The sequence below is a fragment of the Microbacterium xerophyticum genome (genome assembly GCF_053543555.1).
This window is the reverse complement of record NZ_JBLVOB010000005.1, coordinates 170,128-189,912: the sequence shown is the minus strand read 5'-3', so window position 1 is coordinate 189,912 and position 19,785 is coordinate 170,128. Positions and strand designations below refer to the sequence as shown.

Genomic DNA, 19,785 nt, shown 5'->3' with positions numbered 1-19,785 from the left:
ACCACTTTCTCCGAACGTCATATCGGCACGACCGCCGAGACCCGGCGCGTGATGCTGGAAGCTCTCGGCATCTCCGACGCTGAATCGTCGATCGACACGCTCATGCACGCCGCGGTGCCGGCCTCGATCCTCACGGACGCATCCGGCGCGTCGGTGATCCCGGCGGCGGCCACAGAGGCCGAGGCGCTCGCCGAGCTCCGTGCGTTCGCGTCGCGCAACCGTGTGCACCGGTCGATGATCGGTCTCGGCTACTACGGCACGCTCACGCCCAGCGTGATCCAGCGCAATGTGCTGGAGAACCCGTCCTGGTACACGGCGTACACGCCGTACCAGCCGGAGATCTCACAAGGCCGGCTCGAGGCGCTGATCAACTTCCAGACGATGGTCGCCGACCTCACCGGTCTGTCGACCGCGAACGCCTCGATGCTGGACGAGTCCACGGCGGTCGCCGAGGGGATGCTGCTGGCCCGGCGCGCCTCGAAGGCGAAGTCCGCGGTGTTCGTCGTCGACGCCGGTGCGTTCCCCCAGACCAAGGCGCTGCTCGCCACGCGCGCGGAAGCGCTCGACATCGAACTGGTCGAACGCGACCTCGCCGAAGGGGAGGCCCTGCCCGACGAGCTGTTCGGCGTGTTCGTGCAGTACCCCGCGGCATCCGGGCGTGTGTGGGACCCGAGTGCGGTGATCGACGCCGCGCACATCGCGGGCGGTCTCGCGGTCGTCGCCGCCGATCTGCTGGCGCTGACACTGATCTCGTCGCCCGGTTCGCTCGGCGCCGATGTCGCGGTCGGTACCACCCAGCGCTTCGGCGTGCCGATGGGCTTCGGTGGCCCGCACGCCGGCTACATGGCCGTGCGTCAGGGACTCGAGCGACAGCTGCCAGGGCGCCTGGTCGGCGTATCAGTGGATGCCGACGGCAAGCCGGCGTACCGGCTCTCCCTGCAGACGCGCGAGCAGCACATCCGTCGCGAGAAGGCGACGAGCAACATCTGCACGGCGCAGGTGCTGCTCGCCGTCATGGCAGCGATGTACGCGGTCTATCACGGTCCCGACGGACTGCGGCGGATCGCCGGGGACGTCGCATCGAAGGCCGCGCTGCTGGGCGATCGGTTGGCAGAAGCCGGCGCCGAGGTCGTGCATGAGACATTCTTCGACACGCTGACCGTGCGCACGGCGGACGCCGCCGGGCTGGTGACGCGCGCGCATGACGAGCTCGGCATCCTGCTGCACCTGGTGGACGAGCGCACGGTGAGCATCGCCGTCGACGAGACGACGACGCACGCCGAACTCGACGTCGTCGCCTCGCTGTTCGGTGTTCCAGCGCGGGTGATCAACCCGGGTGGCGACGGCACGCGCGCTCGCATCCCGAACGCTCTCCATCGCACGGACGAATACCTCACCCACCCGGTCTTCCACGTGCATCACAGCGAGACGGCGATGATGCGGTACCTGAAGAGCCTCGCCGATCGCGACTACGCCCTGGATCGCGGCATGATCCCGCTGGGCTCGTGCACCATGAAGCTCAACGCCGCGACCGAGATGGCCTCGATCACCTGGCCCGAGTTCGCCGGGATCCACCCGTTCGCCCCGGCATCGGACGTCGAGGGCTACCTCGAGATGATCGACCAGCTGGAGGGCTGGCTGGCTGAGGTCACCGGTTACGACGCCGTCTCCCTGCAGCCGAACGCGGGCTCGCAGGGCGAACTCGCCGGACTCCTCGCGATTCGCGGCTACCACCTCGCGAACGGCGACGACCACCGCACGGTGTGCCTGATCCCGTCGTCCGCGCACGGCACGAACGCGGCGTCCGCCGTGCTCGCCGGTATGAAGGTCGTCGTCGTCGCCTGCGACGAACTCGGCAACGTCGATCTCGACGACCTGCGTGCGAAGATCGCGTCGCACGCGGACGAGATCGCAGCGCTCATGATCACGTACCCGTCCACGCACGGCGTGTACGAGCAGGACGTCGTGGCGATCACCTCGGCCGTTCACGACGCCGGCGGACAGGTGTACGTCGACGGTGCGAACCTCAACGCGCTGCTCGGCTACGCGCGCTTCGGTGACCTCGGCGGCGACGTCTCGCACCTGAATCTGCACAAGACGTTCGCGATCCCGCACGGCGGCGGCGGCCCCGGCATCGGCCCGGTGGCGGCCAAGGCGCATCTCGCACCTCACCTGCCCTCGCATCCGCTCGCGCAGCGCTCCACGCATGCCGGCGGGCACGAGTTCGCCGGGGGAGCGGTGTCGGCGGCGCCATACGGATCTGCAGGAATCCTGCCGATCTCATGGTCGTACGTGCGCATGATGGGCGCGGACGGACTGCGGGACGCGACGGCAGCGGCCGTGCTGTCGGCGAACTACATCGCCGCGCGCCTGCGCGATCACTACCCCGTGCTCTACACGGGCGAGAACGATCGGGTCGCGCACGAGTGCATCCTCGACCTGCGTCCGCTGAAGGAGGCCACCGGCATCACCGTCGACGACGTCGCCAAGCGCCTGATCGACTACGGATTCCACGCGCCGACCATGTCGTTCCCCGTGCCAGGAACCCTCATGGTCGAGCCGACCGAGTCGGAGGACCTCGGCGAGATCGATCGGTTCATCGAGGCGATGATCATGATCAAGTCCGAGGCGGATGCCGTGGCATCCGGCCGCTGGCCCGCCGATGACAACCCGCTCGTGCACGCGCCGCACACCGCCGTCTCGCTGATCGCGGGGGAGTGGAACCACGCCTACACGCGCGAGGACGCCGCATATCCGGTGCATTCGCTCGTCGCGGCGAAGTACTGGCCGCCCGTGCGCCGCATCGATCAGGCGTACGGCGACCGCAACCTCGTCTGCGCGTGCCCGCCCGTCGAGGCGTTCGCATAGCACGTCCGCGTATTTCGACAAGGTCACCACTCAGTAACGGTTGATTAACACAGGGCCTCAAAAGCCGTGTGCGAGGTTAGTCTCAACTCATCTGCGACCCGAACACGGGACGCATTTGCACCCTGTCCACAGGAGGACATAGACATGAAGCGAAACAAGATCACCCTGGCCGGTGTCGGTCTGCTCTCCGCCAGCGCGCTCGTGCTGGCCGGTTGCGCAGGTTCGGACACCGGCAACGGCGACGGAGGCGAAGGCAACGAGGGCGACGCCACCGCGATCATCACGGTCAACGGCTCCGAGCCGCAGAACCCGCTGATCCCGACCAACACCAACGAGGTCGGTGGAGGCAAGATCCTCGACGCGATGTTCGCAGGGCTCATCGGCTACGCGGCCGACGGCTCGGTGTTCAACGACGTCGCCGAGGAGATCACGGTCGAGGACCCGCAGAACCTGACCGTCAAGATCCGCGAGGGGCTCACCTTCAGCGACGGTGAAGAGGTCACTGCCGACAACTTCATCAAGGCGTGGAACTACGGTGCACTCGCCTCGAACGAGCAGCTCTCCAGCTACTTCTTCGAGGACATCGAAGGCTTCAGCTACGACGCGGACTCCGAGCTCACCGGCCTCGAGGAGGTCGACGAGTACACCTTCACGATCGCGCTGAACAAGCCGGCATCCGACTTCGCACAGCGACTGGGCTACTCGGCGTACTACCCGCTGCCCGACGTGGCCTTCGATGACATCGAGGCCTTCGGCGAGAACCCGATCGGCAACGGCCCGTACATGCTCGAGGGCGAAGGCGCGTGGCAGCACGACGTAGGGATCAACCTCGTCGTGAACCCCGAGTACGACGGCCCTCGCACCCCGGCCAACGGCGGTCTGGACATCAAGTTCTACGCATCGCAGGATTCGGCGTACGCCGACCTCCTCGCGGGTGAGCTCGACGTCCTCGACGCGATCCCGGACTCGGCTTTCGAGACCTTCGAGTCCGACCTGGGCGACCGCGCGGTGAACCAGCCGGCAGCGATCTTCCAGTCGTTCACGATCCCGGAGCGCCTTGAGCACTTCGGCGGCGAAGAAGGCGTGCTGCGTCGTCAGGCGATCTCGATGTCGATCAACCGCGAGGAGATCACCGACGTGATCTTCCAGGGCACCCGCACCCCGGCCAGCGACTTCACGTCGCCGGTCATCGACGGCTGGTCCGACTCGCTCGAGGGCGCTGAGGTCCTGGCGTACGACCCCGAGAAGGCCAAGGAGCTGTGGGCCGAGGCTGACGCCATCAGCCCGTGGAGCGGCGAGTTCCAGATCGCCTACAACGCCGACGGCGGCCACCAGGCATGGGTCGACGCGACGGCCAACTCCATCAAGAACACGCTCGGCATCGAGGCATCGGGTGCGCCGTATCCGACCTTCGCCGAGCTGCGCGGTGAGGTCACCGAGCGCACGATCCAGTCCGCGTTCCGTACCGGATGGCAGGCCGACTACCCGGGTCTGTACAACTTCCTCGGCCCGCTCTACGCGACCAACGCCGGCTCCAACGATGGCGACTACTCGAACCCCGAGTTCGACGAGCTGCTCTCGGAAGGCATCTCGGCCACGGACGCCGAAGAGGCGAACGGCCTGTTCCAGAAGGCCCAGGAAGTGCTTCTGAAGGACCTCCCGGCAACGCCGCTGTGGTACTCGAACGTGGTCGGTGGCTACGGCGAGACCGTGGACAACGTTGAGTTCGGCTGGAACTCGGTGCCGCTCTTCGAGCAGATCACCAAGGTCAGCTGACAAACGACAAGCGACGAGGCGGTGGTTTTCACCATCGCCTCGTCGCATGTGCGTCCGCGCACTCGAAGGGAGGTCGAGGGTGGCTCTTTACATCCTCAAACGGATCCTGCAGGCGATCCCGGTGTTCTTCGGCGCCACCCTGCTGATCTACTTCATGGTCTTCGCGATGCCCGGCGATCCCATCGCCGCGCTGTTCGGAGACCGCCAACCGAACCCGGCTCTTCTCGAGAGGCTGCGCGCGCAGTACCACCTCGATCAGCCGTTCGTCGTGCAGTACTTCTATTACATCGCCGGCATCTTCCGACTCGATTTCGGCATCAGCTTCTCCGGTCAGCCGGTCGCCGACATCCTGGCAAGGACGTTCCCGGTCACGCTGCGCCTCGCAGTGATGGCTGTCGGGATCGCGTTCGCGCTGGCGATCGTGATCGGCCTGTTCTCCGCGCTCGGCAAGGGCGGGATCTTCGACAACTCGATGCTCGTCATCGCGCTCATCTTCGTCGCGGTGCCGATCTTCGTGCTGTCTTTCCTCGCACAGTACTTCCTCGCCGTCCAACTCGGCTGGTTCAGACCCACGGTCGGCGCCCGTAACGACTGGGGTGATCTGTGGCTCCCGGCGATCGTGCTGGGCCTGAGCGTGTATGCGACGAGCATGCGCCTCACCAGAGCCTCGACGATCGAGACGCTCAATCAGGACTGGGTGCGCACCGCCTACAGCAAGGGCCTGTCACGAGGACGCGTGATCCCCGTGCACGTACTCCGCAACTCGCTCATCCCGATGGTCACCGACCTCGGCACGGTGTTCGGCATCCTGATGGTCGGCGCCACCGTGACGGAGGGCATCTTCAACGTGCCCGGCGTGGGCAACACCCTGTACCAGGCGATCATCCGCGGTGAGAATCCGACGGTCGTGTCGTTCGTCACGGTGTTCGTCGTCGTCTACGTGTTAATCAATATCGTCGTAGACCTCGTCTACGGCCTGCTCGATCCGAGGATCCGCTATGTCCCGTCCTGACGCGCACGCAGAGCACTTTGTGGCTCCCGTCGACACGACCTCGGTGCCGGTCGACGTCGTCCGCATCAACCCGAAGCGCAGCAACCTCTGGCTCGACGCCTGGCGCGATCTCCGTCGTCGGCCGCTGTTCTGGATCTCATCCGCAGTCGTGCTGCTCGTGATCATCGTCTCGCTCGGGCCGGGGCTCTTCACGAGTGTGGCGCCCAACAACGGCTGTGAGCTCGCGAACAGCAACGGAGGACCCGCAGCGGGGCATCCGCTCGGATTCACCCGTCAGGGGTGCGATGTGTACTCGCGCATCATCTGGGGCACTCGCACCTCGGTGGTCGTCGGCGTTCTGGCGACGCTCATCAGCACCATCCTCGGGATGGCGATGGGAGCCTTCGCGGGCTTCTACGGCGGGTGGCTCGACTCGCTGCTGTCGCGCGTCGGTGACATCTTCTTCACCATCCCGTACATCATCGCGGCGATCGTCGTGATGTCGGTGATGCCGGTGCGCAACGAGATCGTGCTCGCGTTCGCCATCGGCGGCTTCGCGTGGGCATCCACGGCGAGGATCATGCGCGCCGAGGTGCTGCGCGTGAAACAGGCCGACTTCGTGATGGGCGCGGAAGCCGTCGGGCTCTCCCGATTCCGGACCCTCATCTCGCACGTGCTGCCGAACGCGATGGCCCCGGTCATCGTCGTCGCCACGTTGAGCCTCGCCGCGGCGATCGTCGCGGAGGCGACGCTGTCGTTCCTCGGCGTCGGCCTCGGCGGCAGCACGATGTCGTGGGGCAACGACATCAGCCAGGCGCAGACGAGTATCCGCACTGCACCGATGGCGCTGTTCTGGCCGTCACTGGCGTTGACATTCACCGTGTTGGCATTCATCACACTCGGCGAGCTGCTTCGCGACGCCGTCGACCCGAAGGCGAGGGCACAGCGATGAACGAGCCACTGCTCAGCATCCGCGATCTCAAGGTCGCATTCCGCAGCGGCAGGCAGTCCCGTGAGGTGCTGCACGGCGTGAGCTTCGACATCCTCGAGGGCGAGACGCTCGCCATCGTGGGGGAGTCGGGGTCCGGCAAGTCGACCACCGCCGCGGCGATCATCGATCTGCTGCCCGGCACGGGTGAGGTGACCGGCGGAAGCATCATGCTCACCGGCAGGGACCTCACGAAGGCGAGTCGTGGGGAGATGGAGCGGATCCGCGGTCGTGAGATCGGCTACGTGCCGCAGGATCCGATGTCGAACCTCAATCCCGTCTGGTCGATCGGTTTCCAGGTCAAGGAGGCGGTCCGCGCCAACGGGCTGGCGCAGGGTCGACGAGAGGTGAACGACCGCGCCGTGGAGGTGCTGGTCCAAGCCGGCCTCAGCGACGCGGCACGGCGCATGCACCAGTTCCCCCATCAGTTCTCCGGGGGAATGCGCCAGCGCGCGCTCATCGGAATCGGCCTCGCGGCCGACCCGAAGCTGCTGATCGCCGACGAACCCACCAGCGCGCTCGACGTGACGGTGCAGCGAGTGATCCTGGATCACCTCGCCTCCCTCACGAGCGATCGGGGCACCTCGGTGCTGCTGATCACGCACGACCTCGGTCTCGCCGCGGAGCGTGCCGACCGCATCCTCGTGATGAATCAGGGTGAAATCGTCGAGGCGGGACCCAGCGCCGAGATCCTCACCAACCCGCAGCATCCGTACACCCAGCGACTCGTCGCCGCGGCTCCGAGCCTCGCCTCGAAGCGCATCGGCATCACGGCCGATGCGCACACCGCGCCAGTCGAGACGGCTGCTCCGGTCGTCGAGGTGCGCGGTCTCGTCAAGGACTACTCGATCCGCACCGGTGGACTGCGTCACGAGCGGTTCCGCGCCGTCGACGAGGTCTCGTTCTCCATCCCGCGAGGCAAGACGCTCGCGCTGGTGGGGGAGTCGGGGTCGGGGAAGTCGACCGTGGCGAAGATGCTGCTGCAGTTGGAGAAGCCGACCGACGGCGAGATCTTCATCGACGGAGAAGCCACCAGCACGATGTCGCGCGCTGATGTGTTCCGATTGCGGCGGCGCATGCAGCCGGTGTTCCAGGACCCGTACGGGTCGCTCGACCCGCTGCGCAGCATCGGGAACCTGATCTCCGAGCCCCTGCACGTGCACGGGCTGGGAACGAGGGAAGAGCAGCACCAGCGTTCACTCGAGCTGCTGGAGCAGGTCGCCCTGCCGCAGGAGCTCGCGTGGCGCTACCCGAACGAGTTGTCCGGGGGGCAGCGGCAGCGCGTCGCGATCGCGCGTGCGCTGGCGCTCAAGCCGGACATCGTCGTGCTGGACGAGGCGGTCTCCGCCCTGGACGTGCTGGTGCAGGATCAGATCCTGAATCTGCTCTCCGACCTCCAGCGCGATCTCGGATTGACGTATCTGTTCATCACCCATGACCTCGCTGTCGTCCGCGTCGCCGCTGACCTCGTGTGCGTCATGGAGAAGGGACGCATCGTCGAACAGGGGAGCGTCGACGAGATCTTCAGCAACCCGCAGCAGGAGTACACCAGTCGGCTGCTGGATGCCATTCCCGGAGCCTCGCTTCCGCTGGGGGGCCGCGGCTGATGCCGGCGGCCAGGCCGCCACGGGTCTTTCGGGTCACCGGGGCCGCCTGGTTGCTGGGCATCACCGCTGTCATGTCAGCGGCGCTGCTGATCGAAGCGGCCGTACGAACCGGGGTCGGCGAGGCGCTCCTGCTCGCCCCATGGCTCCTGCTCGTGCTCTGGGTCATCTACGTCGTGGGCATCGCGTCGGACGTGCGCGCCGATGACAGCGGGGTCGGGGTGCAGAATCTGCTCCGCCGCACCTGGCTGCCGTGGAGCAGAGTGAAGCGGATCGCCATGCGGTGGCAGATCGAGCTGACACTCGATCAGGGCGGTGTCGTGAAGTGCTTCGGCGGTCCGTCGCGATCCAGGCCGCGCCGCCTGGGCCCTGAGCGCACCAGGGAAGACGGGAACGAAGCGGCCGAGGACGGCATCGCGAAGCTTCAGCGCCTGCGCCTGGATGCATCGCCATCGGACGCGGCCGTCGTGCGCACGTGGGACTGGAGTGCGATCATCGCGTTCGCAGTGCTGGTCGTCTGGGCGGCGACCGCGGTCGTCATCACACGGTTCTCATAGCGACGTCTGCTTGGCTCGGCGCATGCAATGCCCCACTGATGGTTCCACGCTCGTCATGTCCGACCGGAGCGGTATCGAGATCGATTACTGCCCGCAGTGCCGTGGTGTCTGGCTCGATCGCGGCGAACTCGACAAGATCATCGAGCGTTCGGTGACCGCACAGCAGCCCCAGTCCTACGCACCGCCGACGCCGCAGTACGACGATCGGGAACAGCGTTTCGCTCCTCCCGCGTACGAGCAGCCGCGCTACGACGACCGTCGCCGTGACGATCGTGACGGTCGCGGTCGCCCGCGCAAGCGCGAGAGCTGGCTCAGCGACCTCTTCGACTGAGTTCAGCCGGTCAGGCCGAGAAGCGCGGGGAACGTCGCCGCGGCCCACGGGTATCCGACGAAGGCCGCGGCGTCGATCACGAAGTGCGCCACCAGGAACGGCAGCAGCCGGCCGGTGCGGGCGAACAGCCAGCCGAACAGCAGGCCCATCGCGAGATTGCCGATGAAGGCGCCCGGTCCCTGATAGAGGTGATAGCTCGCCCGCAGCACCGAGGTCGCGATGATGATCGGCCACATGCCCCAGCCGAGCTGCTTCAGCCGGAAGAACAGGTAGCCGAGCACCACGAACTCCTCCATGAGCGACGCTCGGGCGGCGGAGAGCAGCAGGACCGGCACCGTCCACCAGTGGTTGTCGAGGCTTCCCGGATTCACGAGGACGAAGAGTCCCAGCATCCGCCCTCCCGCATACAGTGCGATCCCGGGGATCCCGATGGCAAGCACCAGGAGGATGCCGTGGCCGGTGTCGCGGCCCACGCGGGTGCCGTCGAGCCCGAGCCTGCTCAGATGCGGTCGTGCGTGATTCCACAGCAGGAAGCACACCAGCAGTACGGGGACGACAGAGAAGGCGATCCCCAGCACTTGGTAGATGAGGTCGAAGATCTCGCGGTCGCTGCGTGATGGATTCAGAGCCGTGCTCTGGTCTGCGAGGGGGATGGAGTCGGTGAGCCGGTAGGCGAGCTGCACGATCGCGTACACGGCGGACTCGCCGAGCCCGAGCGCCAGCACGATGGCGATCTCCCACCGGATGCGTGCATGCGAGACGTCAGGGGCGAGGGCCGTCGTCGGTCCCTGAGCGCGTGGAAGGGTCACAGCCCGATGCTACGACAGCGAAGATATGCGCGTTCAGAGAGCGACCAGCCATCGTGCGATATCCTGTACCGTCGGCATCCCGGCATTTCCCCTCCCTTTTAGGAAACTTGCATGGCGCACGCCCTTCGCTCTGACCTCCGCAATGTCGCTATCGTCGCGCACGTCGACCACGGCAAGACCACGCTCGTGGACGCCATGCTGCGCCAGACGGGCTCGTTCGGCGAGCACGCGCATGTGGACGAACGCGCCATGGACTCGAATGACCTCGAGCGCGAAAAGGGCATCACGATCCTCGCGAAGAACACCGCGATCACCTACAAGGGTGCCCATTCCAACGGCCAGGACATCACGATCAACGTGATCGACACCCCGGGCCACGCCGACTTCGGTGGCGAGGTCGAGCGCGGTCTGTCCATGGTCGACGGCGTCGTGCTGCTCGTCGACGCGTCCGAGGGTCCGCTGCCGCAGACCCGCTTCGTGCTGCGCAAGGCGCTCGAGGCGAAGCTGCCGGTGATCCTCCTCGTCAACAAGACAGATCGTCCCGACGCGCGCATCCCCGAGGTCGAGGAGGAAGCGCACGACCTGCTGCTGGGCCTCGCATCCGACCTCGTGGACGACGTTCCCGACCTCGACGTCGACGCGCTGCTCGACGTGCCGGTCGTCTACGCCTCCGGCCGCGCCGGTGCGGCGTCGCGCAACCGTCCCGAGAACGGCTCGCTCCCCGACAACGACGACCTCGAGCCCCTGTTCGAGGCGATCCTCGAGCACATCCCCGCGCCGTCGTACGACGACGAGGCTCCGCTGCAGGCCTGGGTCACGAACCTCGACTCCAGCCCGTTCCTCGGCCGCCTCGCGCTGCTGCGCGTCTTCAACGGCACCCTGAAGAAGGGTCAGACCGTGGCCTGGGTGCGTGCCGACGGCACCACCAGCAACGCGCGCATCACCGAGCTGCTCAAGACCCGTGCGCTCGAGCGCTACCCGGCCGAGAGCGCAGCCCCTGGCGACATCGTCGCGATCGCCGGCTTCGAGGACATCACGATCGGTGAGACCATCGCCGACCCCGAGGATGTGCGCCCGCTGCCCCAGATCCACGTCGACGACCCCGCGATCTCGATGACGATCGGCACCAACACCTCGCCGCTGATGGGCAAGGTCAAGGGGCACAAGCTCACCGCCCGGATGGTGAAGGACCGCCTCGACCGCGAGCTCATCGGCAACGTCTCGCTCAAGGTCGTCGACATCGGACGTCCCGACGCATGGGAGGTGCAGGGCCGCGGCGAACTGGCCCTCGCCATCCTCGTCGAGAACATGCGTCGCGAGGGCTTCGAGCTCACCGTCGGCAAGCCGCAGGTAGTCACGAAGAAGGTCGACGGCAAGACGTACGAGCCGTTCGAGCACCTCACGATCGATGCTCCCGAGGAGTACCTCGGCGCGATCACGCAGCTGCTGGCGGCCCGCAAGGGGCGCATGGACAACATGATCAACCACGGCACCGGCTGGGTGCGCATGGAGTTCATCGTGCCGTCGCGCGGCCTGATCGGCTTCCGCACCGAGTTCCTCACCACGACGCGCGGCACCGGCATCGCCAACGCCATCTCGCACGGCTACGAGCCGTGGGCGGGTCACATCACCACGCGTCAGAACGGCTCGATCGTCGCCGACCGTCAGGGCGTCGTCACCCCGTTCGCCATGATCGCCCTGCAGGAGCGCATGTCGTTCTTCGTCCAGCCCACGCAGGAGGTCTACGAGGGCATGGTCATCGGCGAGAACTCGCGCGCCGACGACATGGACGTGAACATCACCAAGGAGAAGAAGCTCACCAACATGCGTGCGGCGAGCTCCGACACCTTCGAGTCGATGACGCCCCCGCGCCAGCTGACCCTCGAGGAGAGCCTCGAGTTCGCCCGTGACGACGAATGCGTCGAGGTCACCCCCGAGGTCGTGCGCATCCGCAAGGTCAACCTCGACGCGACCGTGCGCGGTCGCGCGGCTTCGCGTCTGAAGCGTCAGGACGCCAACGCGTAACCCGAGCGGTGCGCGGAGGGCCTCGGCGTCGGTGCAGCCGACACGGGGCCCTTCTTCGTGCAGCTGAACGGCAACCTGCGAGAGCGCCTGTACACGGCGTGCCTCGCAGGTCTAGCGTGTGACGGGTACGCCGCACCGCTCGAGGAGGCCCATGTGATTCCGACCGATCTCGCCGGTGTCGCGCAGCGAGTCTCGACAGGAGCGCTGCCCGGATGGGATCGGGTCGAGGAGCTCGTCCACGACGCGCACCGCCGTCACCTCGCCGATCGGACGGGCGCCGTGGCCGATTACATCCCGATCCTCGGTGCCGTCGACCGCGACCTCTTCGGGATCGCCGTCGTCGACGTCTCCGGGGGAGTCCACGATGCCGGTGATGCGCAGCATCCGTTCTCGATCCAGTCGATCTCGAAGATGTTCGTCTACGCGCTCGCCATCCAGGAGCACGGTCATGAACGCGTGCGCGACATCGTCGGGGTGAACAACACCGGGCTGCCGTTCAACTCCGTGATGGCGCTGGAGCTCAACGGCGGGCACCCGATGAACCCGATGGTCAATGCCGGTGCGATCGCCACAACGGCTCTGATGCCCGGGGCATCGCCCGCCGTGAAGTGGGAACGCATCCGCACTGGTCTCTCGGCCTTCGCCGGACGCGAGCTCGAACTCGACGACGAAGTGTATCGATCCGAGGCCGAGACGAACCAGCGCAACGAGGGGCTGGGCAGTCTGCTCAGCAGCTACGGACGGCTGGAGGGCGACTCGGATGCGATCGTCGACGTCTACACGCGTCAATGCGCCCTCAACGTCACGGCGCATGATCTCGCCGTCATGGGGGCGACTCTCGCAGACGGCGGAGTGAACCCCGTCACAGGGCAGCGCGTGGTGTCGGCCGATGTGTGCCGCGACACCCTCGCGGTCGTGGCCGCATCGGGTCTGTACGAGCGGTCGGGGGAATGGCTCTTCGAGATCGGCATTCCTGCGAAATCCGGTGTCTCGGGTGGAATCGTCGCGGTCTCTCCCGGCAAGGGGGCCGCCGGAGCGTTCTCCCCTCGGCTGGACGTCGCCGGCAACTCGGTGCGGTCGCAGCTCGCGATCGGTCACCTGTCGAGGGCGCTCGGACTGAACATGTTCGCATCCGAGCCTCGCACCGAATCCCCGTTGGAGGAATGAGCATGTCAGCCACCGCATCGCACGAGACGGCCACGAAGACGTCCTGGCTGCCGATGATCTGCCTGTTCCTCGCCCAGGTGCTGATGTCGTTCAACGTGGCTGCCCTGCCCATCTCCCTCGGCGGGATGGTGGAGGACTTCGGCGTGCCGCCGACGGTCGCCAGTTCCACGATCGTCGTCTACGGGCTGTCAGTGGCAGCTCTGGTCATGACGGGAGCCAAACTCGGGCAGCGCATCGGCTGGGTCGTGATCTTCCGCGTCGTCGTCGTACTCTTCGCCGGTTCCGCCCTCATGATGATCTTCTCGCCGACGGTGGGATGGGCGATCGCCGGTCAGGCCACCGCGGGTGCGGCGGCGGCGATCATCGTGCCCTCGCTCGTGGCGCTCATCGCCGAGAACTACCGGGGTGCGCAGCAGGCGACGGCGATCGGAGCGCTCGGCTCCGCCCGCGCGATCTCAGGGGTGAGCGCGTTCCTGATCGGCGGCACGCTCGGTACGCTCGTCGGCTGGCGACCGATCTTCTACGTGGTGCTCGCCTTCGCCGTCGCGGTGTTCCTGCTGAGCTTCACGCTGCGCTCCGACCGGGGCAATGCCGCGATCAGGATCGATCTGGTTGCGGCGCTGCTGATCGGCGCGGGAATCGTCATGCTGACGCTCGGGTTCAACAACCTCAACGGCTGGGGCGCGCTGGCGGCGACGGATGAGTCCCCGTTCAGCGTGTTCGGGCTTTCGCCCGCACCGATCCTCATCGTGCTCGGTGTCGTGTGCGGCCAGTTCTTCTTCATGTGGACCAGGCGGCGGATGGCGACCGGGAAGGTGCCGCTGATCGACCTGAGCGTCGTCGACTCTCCGCGCGAGCGCGCGGCGGTGTACGCGATGTTCATCGTCGTCGCCCTCGAAGCCTGCGTGAACTTCTCGATCCCGTTGTACATCCAGATCGTGCAGGGCCGCACACCCTTCGACACCTCTCTGGCGATGATGCCGTTCAACCTGACGGTCTTCATCACCGCGACCCTGGTCGTGCGCTTCTACAAGCGCTACCCGCCGCGGACGATCGGCGTCTTCGGTTTCATCCTGACCACCATCGCCCTGATCTGGCTGTCGATCGTCGTGAACAACAACTGGGAGACGTTCCCGACGATCCTCGGGCTCTTCGTCTTCGGCGTCGGCCAGGGCGCTCTGGTGACGCTGGTGTTCAACGTGCTCGTGACCTCCGCACCGTCCGAACTCGCCGGAGATGTCGGCTCGCTCCGCGGCACGACGCAGAACCTCGCCGGCGCCGTCGGCACCGCCGTGGCCGGTGCGCTGCTCGTGTCGCTGCTCGGATTGAGCGTCGGCAGGGCGGTGATCGAGCACCCGGAGATCCCACCGGCTCTCGTCGAGCAGGTGAACATGGACAACATCAACTTCGTCAGCAACGACGAGTTGCGCTCCGTGCTCGAGCAGACGGACGCCACACCCGAACAGGTGGAGGAGGCCGTGGCGCTCAACGCCGATGCTCGGCTCGGGACCTTGAGGCTCGGTCTCCTGATACTCGCCGGGATCAGTGCTCTTGCGATCCTGCCAGCCTCGCGGCTGCCGAGATACAAGCCCGACGAGATACCCGATCCCGCACCCGTCTCCGGGGGCGAGTGACGACTCAGCGGAGCTCGGAGATGAGCACCGCACTCGTGCCGGGCTCCAGCGCCTCGAACACGTGCGGGGCATCGCCCGCATATGACAGGTAGTCGCCAGGGGAGAGTCGGACCGGCGAGCCCGCAGGGCCGATGTCCGCGGCACCCGCCATGAGGATGACGTGCTCGGTCGTGCCGCTGTGGTGCGGCATCGAGCGCCGGGGCTCGCCCGGCTCCGCGCGGATCACGTAGAGGTCGCGGCGCGCGCCGGGCGGGCTCGCAGAGAGCAGCGTCGCACTGTACGGCGCGGCCGCAGACGGCACACCGTCGAGCTCGTCGGCACGGATCAGCGTCGGGGCGTTCGCCGGCTGATCCACCAGCACAGCGAACGGGATGCCGAGCGCATCTCCGAGCGCCCAGAGCGTCTCGACACTGGGGTTGCCAGTGCCGGTCTCCAGTTGCGAAACCGTGGCCTTGGAGACGCCGGCGCGACGCGCGAGTTCGGAGATGCTGATGCCGGCGGATTCGCGCTCGCGGCGCAGCGCACGACCGATCCGGGAGGCGAGTTCCATCCGTTCAGTATGTCAAACGATCGTTCGCTTTGACTAGCGGCGCCGAAGTGTTCAGAATGGTCGACAGGTGTTCACCGAAGCGAACGGGAAGCGGCATGTCACAGCGGCGCGAAGTCTGGCGCGAAGGGCTCGGCGTCGCCGTGGCCACGAGCGCCTACGGCATCTCGTTCGGCGCGCTTGCGGTGGCGTCCGGCCTCGACATCTGGCAGACCAGTGTGCTGAGCCTGCTGATGTTCACCGGCGGATCGCAGTTCGCGTTCATCGGCGTCTTCGGGGCGGGAGGGATCGCAGCACTGCCGTCGGCGATCGCCTCGGCCGCACTGCTGGGTGTGCGCAACCTGGCATACGGCATGCGCATGTCCCCGATCATCGGAAGCGGATTCTGGCGCCGCACTGCCGCAGCGCAGGTCACGATCGACGAATCGACCGCCGTCGCCATCTCGCAGGGCACTCCAGCGCTGAGCCGGCTGGGTTTCTGGGTCACAGGACTCGGTGTCTTCATCGGTTGGAACATCACGACGCTCCTCGGTGCACTCCTGGGCGACGTGCTGGGCGACCCCAAATCGTGGGGTCTGGATGCCGCGGCAGCAGCCGCCTTCCTCGCACTGCTCTGGCCACGGCTCAAGCAGCGGCAGGAGATCGCCGTGGGCGTGGCCGCGGCGGTCATCGCCGCGTCGCTCACCCCCGTCATGATGCCGGGGCTGCCGGTGCTCGTGGCGGCCGTGGTCGCGATAGTGGTGGGCTGGTTCAATTGGCTGGGCCGCGACGACATCAGGACGACGAGCCCTGCGCCGGAGGCGAGCGCATGAGCGTCTGGAGCGCGGTGCTGCTGGCCGCCTGCATCTGCGTCGCCTTGAAGGCGTTCGGCTACCTGATCCCTTCGCATCTGCTCGAGGCGCCTCGTCCTGCCCGCATCTCCGACCTGTTGACGGTGGCGCTGCTCGCTGCGCTCGTCGCCGTGCAGACGTTGGGCGACGGACAGGCGGTCGTGGTCGATGCGCGCATTCCCGCCGTGCTGGTCGCCGCAGGGCTGCTGTACATGCGACAGTCGTTCCTCGTCGTCGTCATCGCCGCTGCGGCCGTGGCAGCGCTGCTGCGCCTGGTCGGCTGGGCGGTCTGAGGGTACGCGGATCGGCAGCACTGGCGCGTAAAGTGGGGGAGTGCCGAACTGGATCTCCCGTGGACTGTCCTGGCTTGCCGCCGCGCTGGTGGGCGTCGTTTACGGAACGGCGGGAACCATCGCGCACAGCCTCATGTGGGGCGTGATCCCGCTCGGGATGATCGTCGCCGCCATCGCCTGTGCCGCACTCCTGGTGGCGGTGCGTGCTCTGACGCATGATCGCGGTGCGACCGTCGCCACGGCGCTGGGGATGCTGGGCATGGTGATGCTCATCTCCGGTCCTGGACCCGGTGGTTCGGTGATCGTCCCGAACACGCCGATCGGCCAGATCTGGATCTATCTCGTCGCCGGTATCGCGCTGCTCGTGATCGCCTGGCCGAACCTGAAGCGCCTGCCGAGGCAGACCACAGCCGACGGGTCGTAGACTGGAGCCGTGACGTATGTGATCGCTCTCCCGTGCGTCGATGTCAAGGATCGTGCCTGCATCGACGAGTGCCCCGTTGACTGCATCTACGAGGGCGAGCGCTCGTTGTACATCCACCCGGATGAATGCGTCGACTGCGGTGCGTGCGAGCCGGTGTGCCCCGTCGAGGCGATCTACTACGAGGACGACCTGCCCGAGGAATGGGCGGACTACTACAAGGCGAACGTCGAGTTCTTCGACGAGGTCGGATCGCCCGGTGGTGCGGCCAAGGTGGGCGTCATCAAGTACGACCACCCGATCATCGCCGCTCTTCCCCCGCAGGGAGAGTAAGCCGCTGTGGGCGTCCACGATCTGGCCGAGTACCCCTGGGACGCGGTCGTCCCTTACCGTGAGCGCGCCGCACAGCATCCGGACGGTCTCGTCGATCTGTCGATCGGTTCGCCCGTCGATCCGACGCCGGAGGTCATCCGCCGCGCGCTGGCGGAGGCGACCGATGCGCACTCGTACCCGCAGACCGTAGGCACGCCCGCCCTGCGCGAGGCGATCGTCGACTGGTACGCACGGCGACGAGGCGTGCCGGATCTGAGGGTCGACAACGTGATGCCCACGATCGGCTCCAAGGAGCTGGTCGCTCTGCTGCCCACTCTGCTCGGCCTCGGCGACGGCGACATCGTGGTCTTCCCACGGGTGGCCTATCCGACCTATGAGGTCGGCGCCCGCGTCGCCGGCGCGACACCCGTGGCGGAAGACGATCCTGCACGCTGGCCCGAAGGCGCGCGGCTCATCTGGATCAACACGCCGGGAAACCCGGACGGGCGTACCTGGACCGTCGACGAGCTCTCCGCCGCTGTGCGTCGCGCCCGTGAACTGGGCGCGGTCCTCGCGAGCGATGAGTGCTACGCCGAACTGGGCTGGGACGGGCGATGGGCCGAGGAGTTGGTGCCGTCAGTGCTCGACCCCCGCGTGACGGGCGGCACCCGCAGCGGGCTGCTCAGCGTGTACTCGCTCAGCAAGCAGTCGAACCTCGCCGGCTACCGCGCCGCCTTCGTGGCCGGATGCGCGCGCGTCGTCGGCGATCTGCTCACGGCGCGCAAGCATCTCGGCCTCATGCCCCCGGCTCCCGTCCAGCAGGCGATGACAGTGGCACTCGGAGACGACGCGCATGTCGTCGCTCAGAAGGAGCTGTACCGGGCGCGGCGGGAGCTGCTCCGCCCTGCGCTGCAGGCCGCAGGATTCCGCATCGACGGCTCGGAGGCAGGGCTGTACCTGTGGTCGACCGAGGGCAAGGACGCCTGGGAATCGATGGGTCGCCTGGCCGATCTCGGCATCCTGGCGGGTCCCGGCCCGTTCTACGGTGCGGACTCCGACCAGCACGTGAGGCTGTCGCTGACGGCGCCGATCGAGCGCGTCGAGGCAGCGGCGCGGCGGTTGCACGCGGCCGCGCTGTAGATTCCCACGGTGAACTGCCGCCATCTCTTGGTGGATGTCACAGTAGGCCGATACGACGACTAGGCTGTAAAGGCGATTCGGTCGAGATCCGACCAGGCGCTCAGCGCCATGCATCGCCCTCGACGAATCAGACCGACAGGTCGAGCAAGACGTACAAGGAGGACCGCGTGAGTGCAGCGGGAGATCAGCAGGCGAAGGCGACTCTCACGATCGGTGGAACCACAGCGGAATTCCCAGTACTTCGTGGCACGGCGGGCAACGACAGCATCGACTTCTCGACGCTGACGAAGCAGACCGGTTACACCGGCCTCGACTACGGCTTCGTGAACACGGCATCCACGAAGTCCGAGATCACGTTCATCGACGGCGACAAGGGCATCCTGCGCTATCGCGGCTACCCGATCGAGCAGATCGCGAAGAACTGCAGCTACCTCGAGGTCGCGTGGCTGCTCATCTACGGAGAGCTCCCGTCGGCCGATGAGCTCGCGAGCTTCGACGACCGCATCCGTCGACACACGCTCCTGCACGAAGACCTGAAGCACTTCTTCTCGGCGCTGCCCCACACCGCGCACCCGATGTCGGTGCTCTCCTCGGCCGTCGCCGCGCTCTCGACCTACTACGAGGGCCAGACAGACCCGAACAACCCCGAGCACGTCGAACTCAACATGGTGCGCATGCTGGCGAAGCTGCCGGTGATCGCCGCCTATGCCCACAAGAAGAGCGTCGGGCAGGCGTTCCTCTACCCTGACAACTCGTTGAGCTTCGTCGACAACTTCCTCAAGCTCAACTTCGGTGTGCACTCGGAGCCCTACGAGGTCAATCCGGTCATGTCGAAGGCTCTCGAGCTCCTGCTGATCCTCCACGAGGACCACGAGCAGAACGCCTCCACCTCGACGGTGCGCCTGGTCGGCTCGACCGGAGCGAACCAGTTCGCGTCCATCTCCGCCGGCATCCAGGCGCTCTCCGGCCCGCTGCACGGCGGCGCCAACGAGGCCGTCCTCACGATGCTCGGACAGATCCGCGACTCCGGTCAGAGCGTCTCGCGTTTCGTGGAGAGCGTGAAGAACAAGGAAGACGGCGTGAAGCTGATGGGCTTCGGGCACCGCGTCTACAAGAACTACGACCCGCGCGCCAAGCTCGTCAAGGAAGCGGCCGACGAGGTGCTCCGCGAGCTCGGTGTCACCGACCCGCTGCTCGACGTCGCCAAGGAGCTGGAAGAGCTCGCCCTCGCGGACGACTACTTCAAGGAACGCCGCCTGTACCCGAACGTCGACTTCTACACCGGCGTGATCTACAAGGCCATGGGCTTCCCGACGCGCATGTTCACGGTGCTGTTCGCGATCGGCCGCCTGCCGGGCTGGCTCGCGCAGTGGCGCGAGCTGAACCTCGACACGCAGACCAAGATCGGCCGCCCGCAGCAGCTGTACACAGGATCCCCCGAGCGTCAGTTCCCGACGCGCTGAGCGGATGCAGAAAAGCCCCGGATGCTCCT

Annotated in this window: 18 protein-coding genes; 16 read left to right on the top strand and 2 right to left on the bottom strand. The window is 66.9% G+C overall.

What is annotated here, in order from left to right; translation table 11 throughout:
• Positions 1 to 51 precede the first annotated feature (51 nt).
• The 7 genes from gcvP to ACNPNP_RS05370 all read left to right on the top strand — a co-directional run bounded on the left by gcvP (position 52) and on the right by ACNPNP_RS05370 (position 9,115).
• Positions 52 to 2,868, top strand: coding sequence for an aminomethyl-transferring glycine dehydrogenase (gcvP, locus tag ACNPNP_RS05400; protein ID WP_448965247.1), 2,817 nt, complete (start codon positions 52 to 54; stop codon positions 2,866 to 2,868).
• A gap of 144 nt (positions 2,869 to 3,012) precedes the next feature.
• Positions 3,013 to 4,644 (top strand): peptide ABC transporter substrate-binding protein, encoded by a 1,632-nt coding sequence (locus ACNPNP_RS05395; RefSeq protein ID WP_448965035.1) that lies wholly within the window; start codon positions 3,013 to 3,015, stop codon positions 4,642 to 4,644.
• A gap of 79 nt (positions 4,645 to 4,723) precedes the next feature.
• Positions 4,724 to 5,656, top strand: coding sequence for an ABC transporter permease (locus ACNPNP_RS05390; RefSeq protein WP_448965034.1), 933 nt, complete (start codon positions 4,724 to 4,726; stop codon positions 5,654 to 5,656).
• Positions 5,643 to 6,587: an ABC transporter permease gene (locus ACNPNP_RS05385; protein WP_305686658.1), complete on the top strand. Its 945-nt coding sequence runs from the start codon at positions 5,643 to 5,645 to the stop codon at positions 6,585 to 6,587. Before ACNPNP_RS05390 ends, ACNPNP_RS05385 begins: the two co-directional genes overlap by 14 nt.
• A complete protein-coding gene (locus ACNPNP_RS05380) occupies positions 6,584 to 8,230 on the top strand; it encodes a dipeptide ABC transporter ATP-binding protein (protein WP_448965033.1) in 1,647 nt (548 codons plus the stop codon). Before ACNPNP_RS05385 ends, ACNPNP_RS05380 begins: the two co-directional genes overlap by 4 nt.
• Before the next feature lie 71 nt (positions 8,231 to 8,301).
• Positions 8,302 to 8,784, top strand: a complete 483-nt coding sequence (locus ACNPNP_RS05375; protein ID WP_448965032.1) for a PH domain-containing protein — start codon at positions 8,302 to 8,304, stop codon at positions 8,782 to 8,784.
• A gap of 22 nt (positions 8,785 to 8,806) precedes the next feature.
• Positions 8,807 to 9,115, top strand: coding sequence for a TFIIB-type zinc ribbon-containing protein (locus ACNPNP_RS05370; RefSeq protein ID WP_448965031.1), 309 nt, complete (start codon positions 8,807 to 8,809; stop codon positions 9,113 to 9,115).
• A 2-nt stretch (positions 9,116 to 9,117) separates the two neighbouring features.
• Here ACNPNP_RS05370 and ACNPNP_RS05365 read toward each other — a convergent pair whose 3' ends face one another.
• The gene (locus ACNPNP_RS05365) at positions 9,118 to 9,924 is read right to left on the bottom strand and encodes a CPBP family intramembrane glutamic endopeptidase (protein WP_448965030.1); all 807 of its coding nucleotides are present in this window, start codon (positions 9,922 to 9,924) and stop codon (positions 9,118 to 9,120) included.
• A 111-nt stretch (positions 9,925 to 10,035) separates the two neighbouring features.
• Between ACNPNP_RS05365 and typA the strand changes: the two genes are divergently transcribed.
• From typA to ACNPNP_RS05350, 3 genes are all read left to right on the top strand, one after another.
• Positions 10,036 to 11,949: a translational GTPase TypA gene (gene typA / locus ACNPNP_RS05360; RefSeq protein ID WP_448965029.1), complete on the top strand. Its 1,914-nt coding sequence runs from the start codon at positions 10,036 to 10,038 to the stop codon at positions 11,947 to 11,949.
• A gap of 153 nt (positions 11,950 to 12,102) precedes the next feature.
• Complete coding sequence (gene glsA / locus ACNPNP_RS05355) at positions 12,103 to 13,116, top strand: glutaminase A (protein WP_448965028.1); 1,014 nt, start codon at positions 12,103 to 12,105, stop codon at positions 13,114 to 13,116.
• 2 nt (positions 13,117 to 13,118) lie between these two features.
• Positions 13,119 to 14,750: an MFS transporter gene (locus ACNPNP_RS05350; RefSeq protein ID WP_448965027.1), complete on the top strand. Its 1,632-nt coding sequence runs from the start codon at positions 13,119 to 13,121 to the stop codon at positions 14,748 to 14,750.
• Between the two features lie 4 nt (positions 14,751 to 14,754).
• Here the strand turns inward: ACNPNP_RS05350 and ACNPNP_RS05345 are convergent, their stop codons facing one another.
• A complete protein-coding gene (locus ACNPNP_RS05345; RefSeq protein ID WP_448965026.1) occupies positions 14,755 to 15,300 on the bottom strand; it encodes a helix-turn-helix domain-containing protein in 546 nt (181 codons plus the stop codon).
• A gap of 95 nt (positions 15,301 to 15,395) precedes the next feature.
• Between ACNPNP_RS05345 and ACNPNP_RS05340 the strand changes: the two genes are divergently transcribed.
• The 6 genes from ACNPNP_RS05340 to ACNPNP_RS05315 all read left to right on the top strand — a co-directional run bounded on the left by ACNPNP_RS05340 (position 15,396) and on the right by ACNPNP_RS05315 (position 19,756).
• Positions 15,396 to 16,109: an AzlC family ABC transporter permease gene (locus ACNPNP_RS05340; RefSeq protein WP_448965025.1), complete on the top strand. Its 714-nt coding sequence runs from the start codon at positions 15,396 to 15,398 to the stop codon at positions 16,107 to 16,109.
• On the top strand, positions 16,106 to 16,420 hold the full coding sequence (locus ACNPNP_RS05335) for an AzlD domain-containing protein (protein ID WP_448965024.1): 315 nt from the start codon (positions 16,106 to 16,108) through the stop codon (positions 16,418 to 16,420). Before ACNPNP_RS05340 ends, ACNPNP_RS05335 begins: the two co-directional genes overlap by 4 nt.
• Before the next feature lie 40 nt (positions 16,421 to 16,460).
• Positions 16,461 to 16,844, top strand: a complete 384-nt coding sequence (locus tag ACNPNP_RS05330) for a histidinol dehydrogenase (protein ID WP_448965023.1) — start codon at positions 16,461 to 16,463, stop codon at positions 16,842 to 16,844.
• 9 nt (positions 16,845 to 16,853) lie between these two features.
• A complete protein-coding gene (gene fdxA, locus ACNPNP_RS05325; protein ID WP_188435959.1) occupies positions 16,854 to 17,174 on the top strand; it encodes a ferredoxin in 321 nt (106 codons plus the stop codon).
• A 6-nt stretch (positions 17,175 to 17,180) separates the two neighbouring features.
• Positions 17,181 to 18,293 carry a succinyldiaminopimelate transaminase gene (dapC, locus tag ACNPNP_RS05320; protein WP_448965022.1) on the top strand — a complete coding sequence of 371 codons (1,113 nt, stop codon included), beginning with the start codon at positions 17,181 to 17,183 and terminating at the stop codon, positions 18,291 to 18,293.
• A gap of 167 nt (positions 18,294 to 18,460) precedes the next feature.
• Positions 18,461 to 19,756 (top strand): citrate synthase, encoded by a 1,296-nt coding sequence (locus tag ACNPNP_RS05315; protein WP_448965021.1) that lies wholly within the window; start codon positions 18,461 to 18,463, stop codon positions 19,754 to 19,756.
• Positions 19,757 to 19,785 lie beyond the last annotated feature (29 nt).

Excerpts from the sequence above, each read along its gene's own strand:
- gcvP (WP_448965247.1), top strand. The coding sequence starts at position 52 with ATGCTGGAAGCTCTCGGCATCTCCGACGCTGAATCGTCGATCGACACG.
- ACNPNP_RS05395 (WP_448965035.1), top strand. The coding sequence starts at position 3,013 with ATGAAGCGAAACAAGATCACCCTGGCCGGTGTCGGTCTGCTCTCCGCC.
- ACNPNP_RS05385 (WP_305686658.1), top strand. The coding sequence starts at position 5,643 with ATGTCCCGTCCTGACGCGCACGCAGAGCACTTTGTGGCTCCCGTCGAC.
- ACNPNP_RS05380 (WP_448965033.1), top strand. The coding sequence starts at position 6,584 with ATGAACGAGCCACTGCTCAGCATCCGCGATCTCAAGGTCGCATTCCGC.
- ACNPNP_RS05375 (WP_448965032.1), top strand. The coding sequence starts at position 8,302 with ATGTCAGCGGCGCTGCTGATCGAAGCGGCCGTACGAACCGGGGTCGGC.
- ACNPNP_RS05370 (WP_448965031.1), top strand. The coding sequence starts at position 8,807 with ATGCAATGCCCCACTGATGGTTCCACGCTCGTCATGTCCGACCGGAGC.
- typA (WP_448965029.1), top strand. The coding sequence starts at position 10,036 with ATGGCGCACGCCCTTCGCTCTGACCTCCGCAATGTCGCTATCGTCGCG.
- ACNPNP_RS05350 (WP_448965027.1), top strand. The coding sequence starts at position 13,119 with ATGTCAGCCACCGCATCGCACGAGACGGCCACGAAGACGTCCTGGCTG.
- ACNPNP_RS05345 (WP_448965026.1), bottom strand. The coding sequence starts at position 15,300 with ATGGAACTCGCCTCCCGGATCGGTCGTGCGCTGCGCCGCGAGCGCGAA.
- ACNPNP_RS05340 (WP_448965025.1), top strand. The coding sequence starts at position 15,396 with ATGTCACAGCGGCGCGAAGTCTGGCGCGAAGGGCTCGGCGTCGCCGTG.
- ACNPNP_RS05335 (WP_448965024.1), top strand. The coding sequence starts at position 16,106 with ATGAGCGTCTGGAGCGCGGTGCTGCTGGCCGCCTGCATCTGCGTCGCC.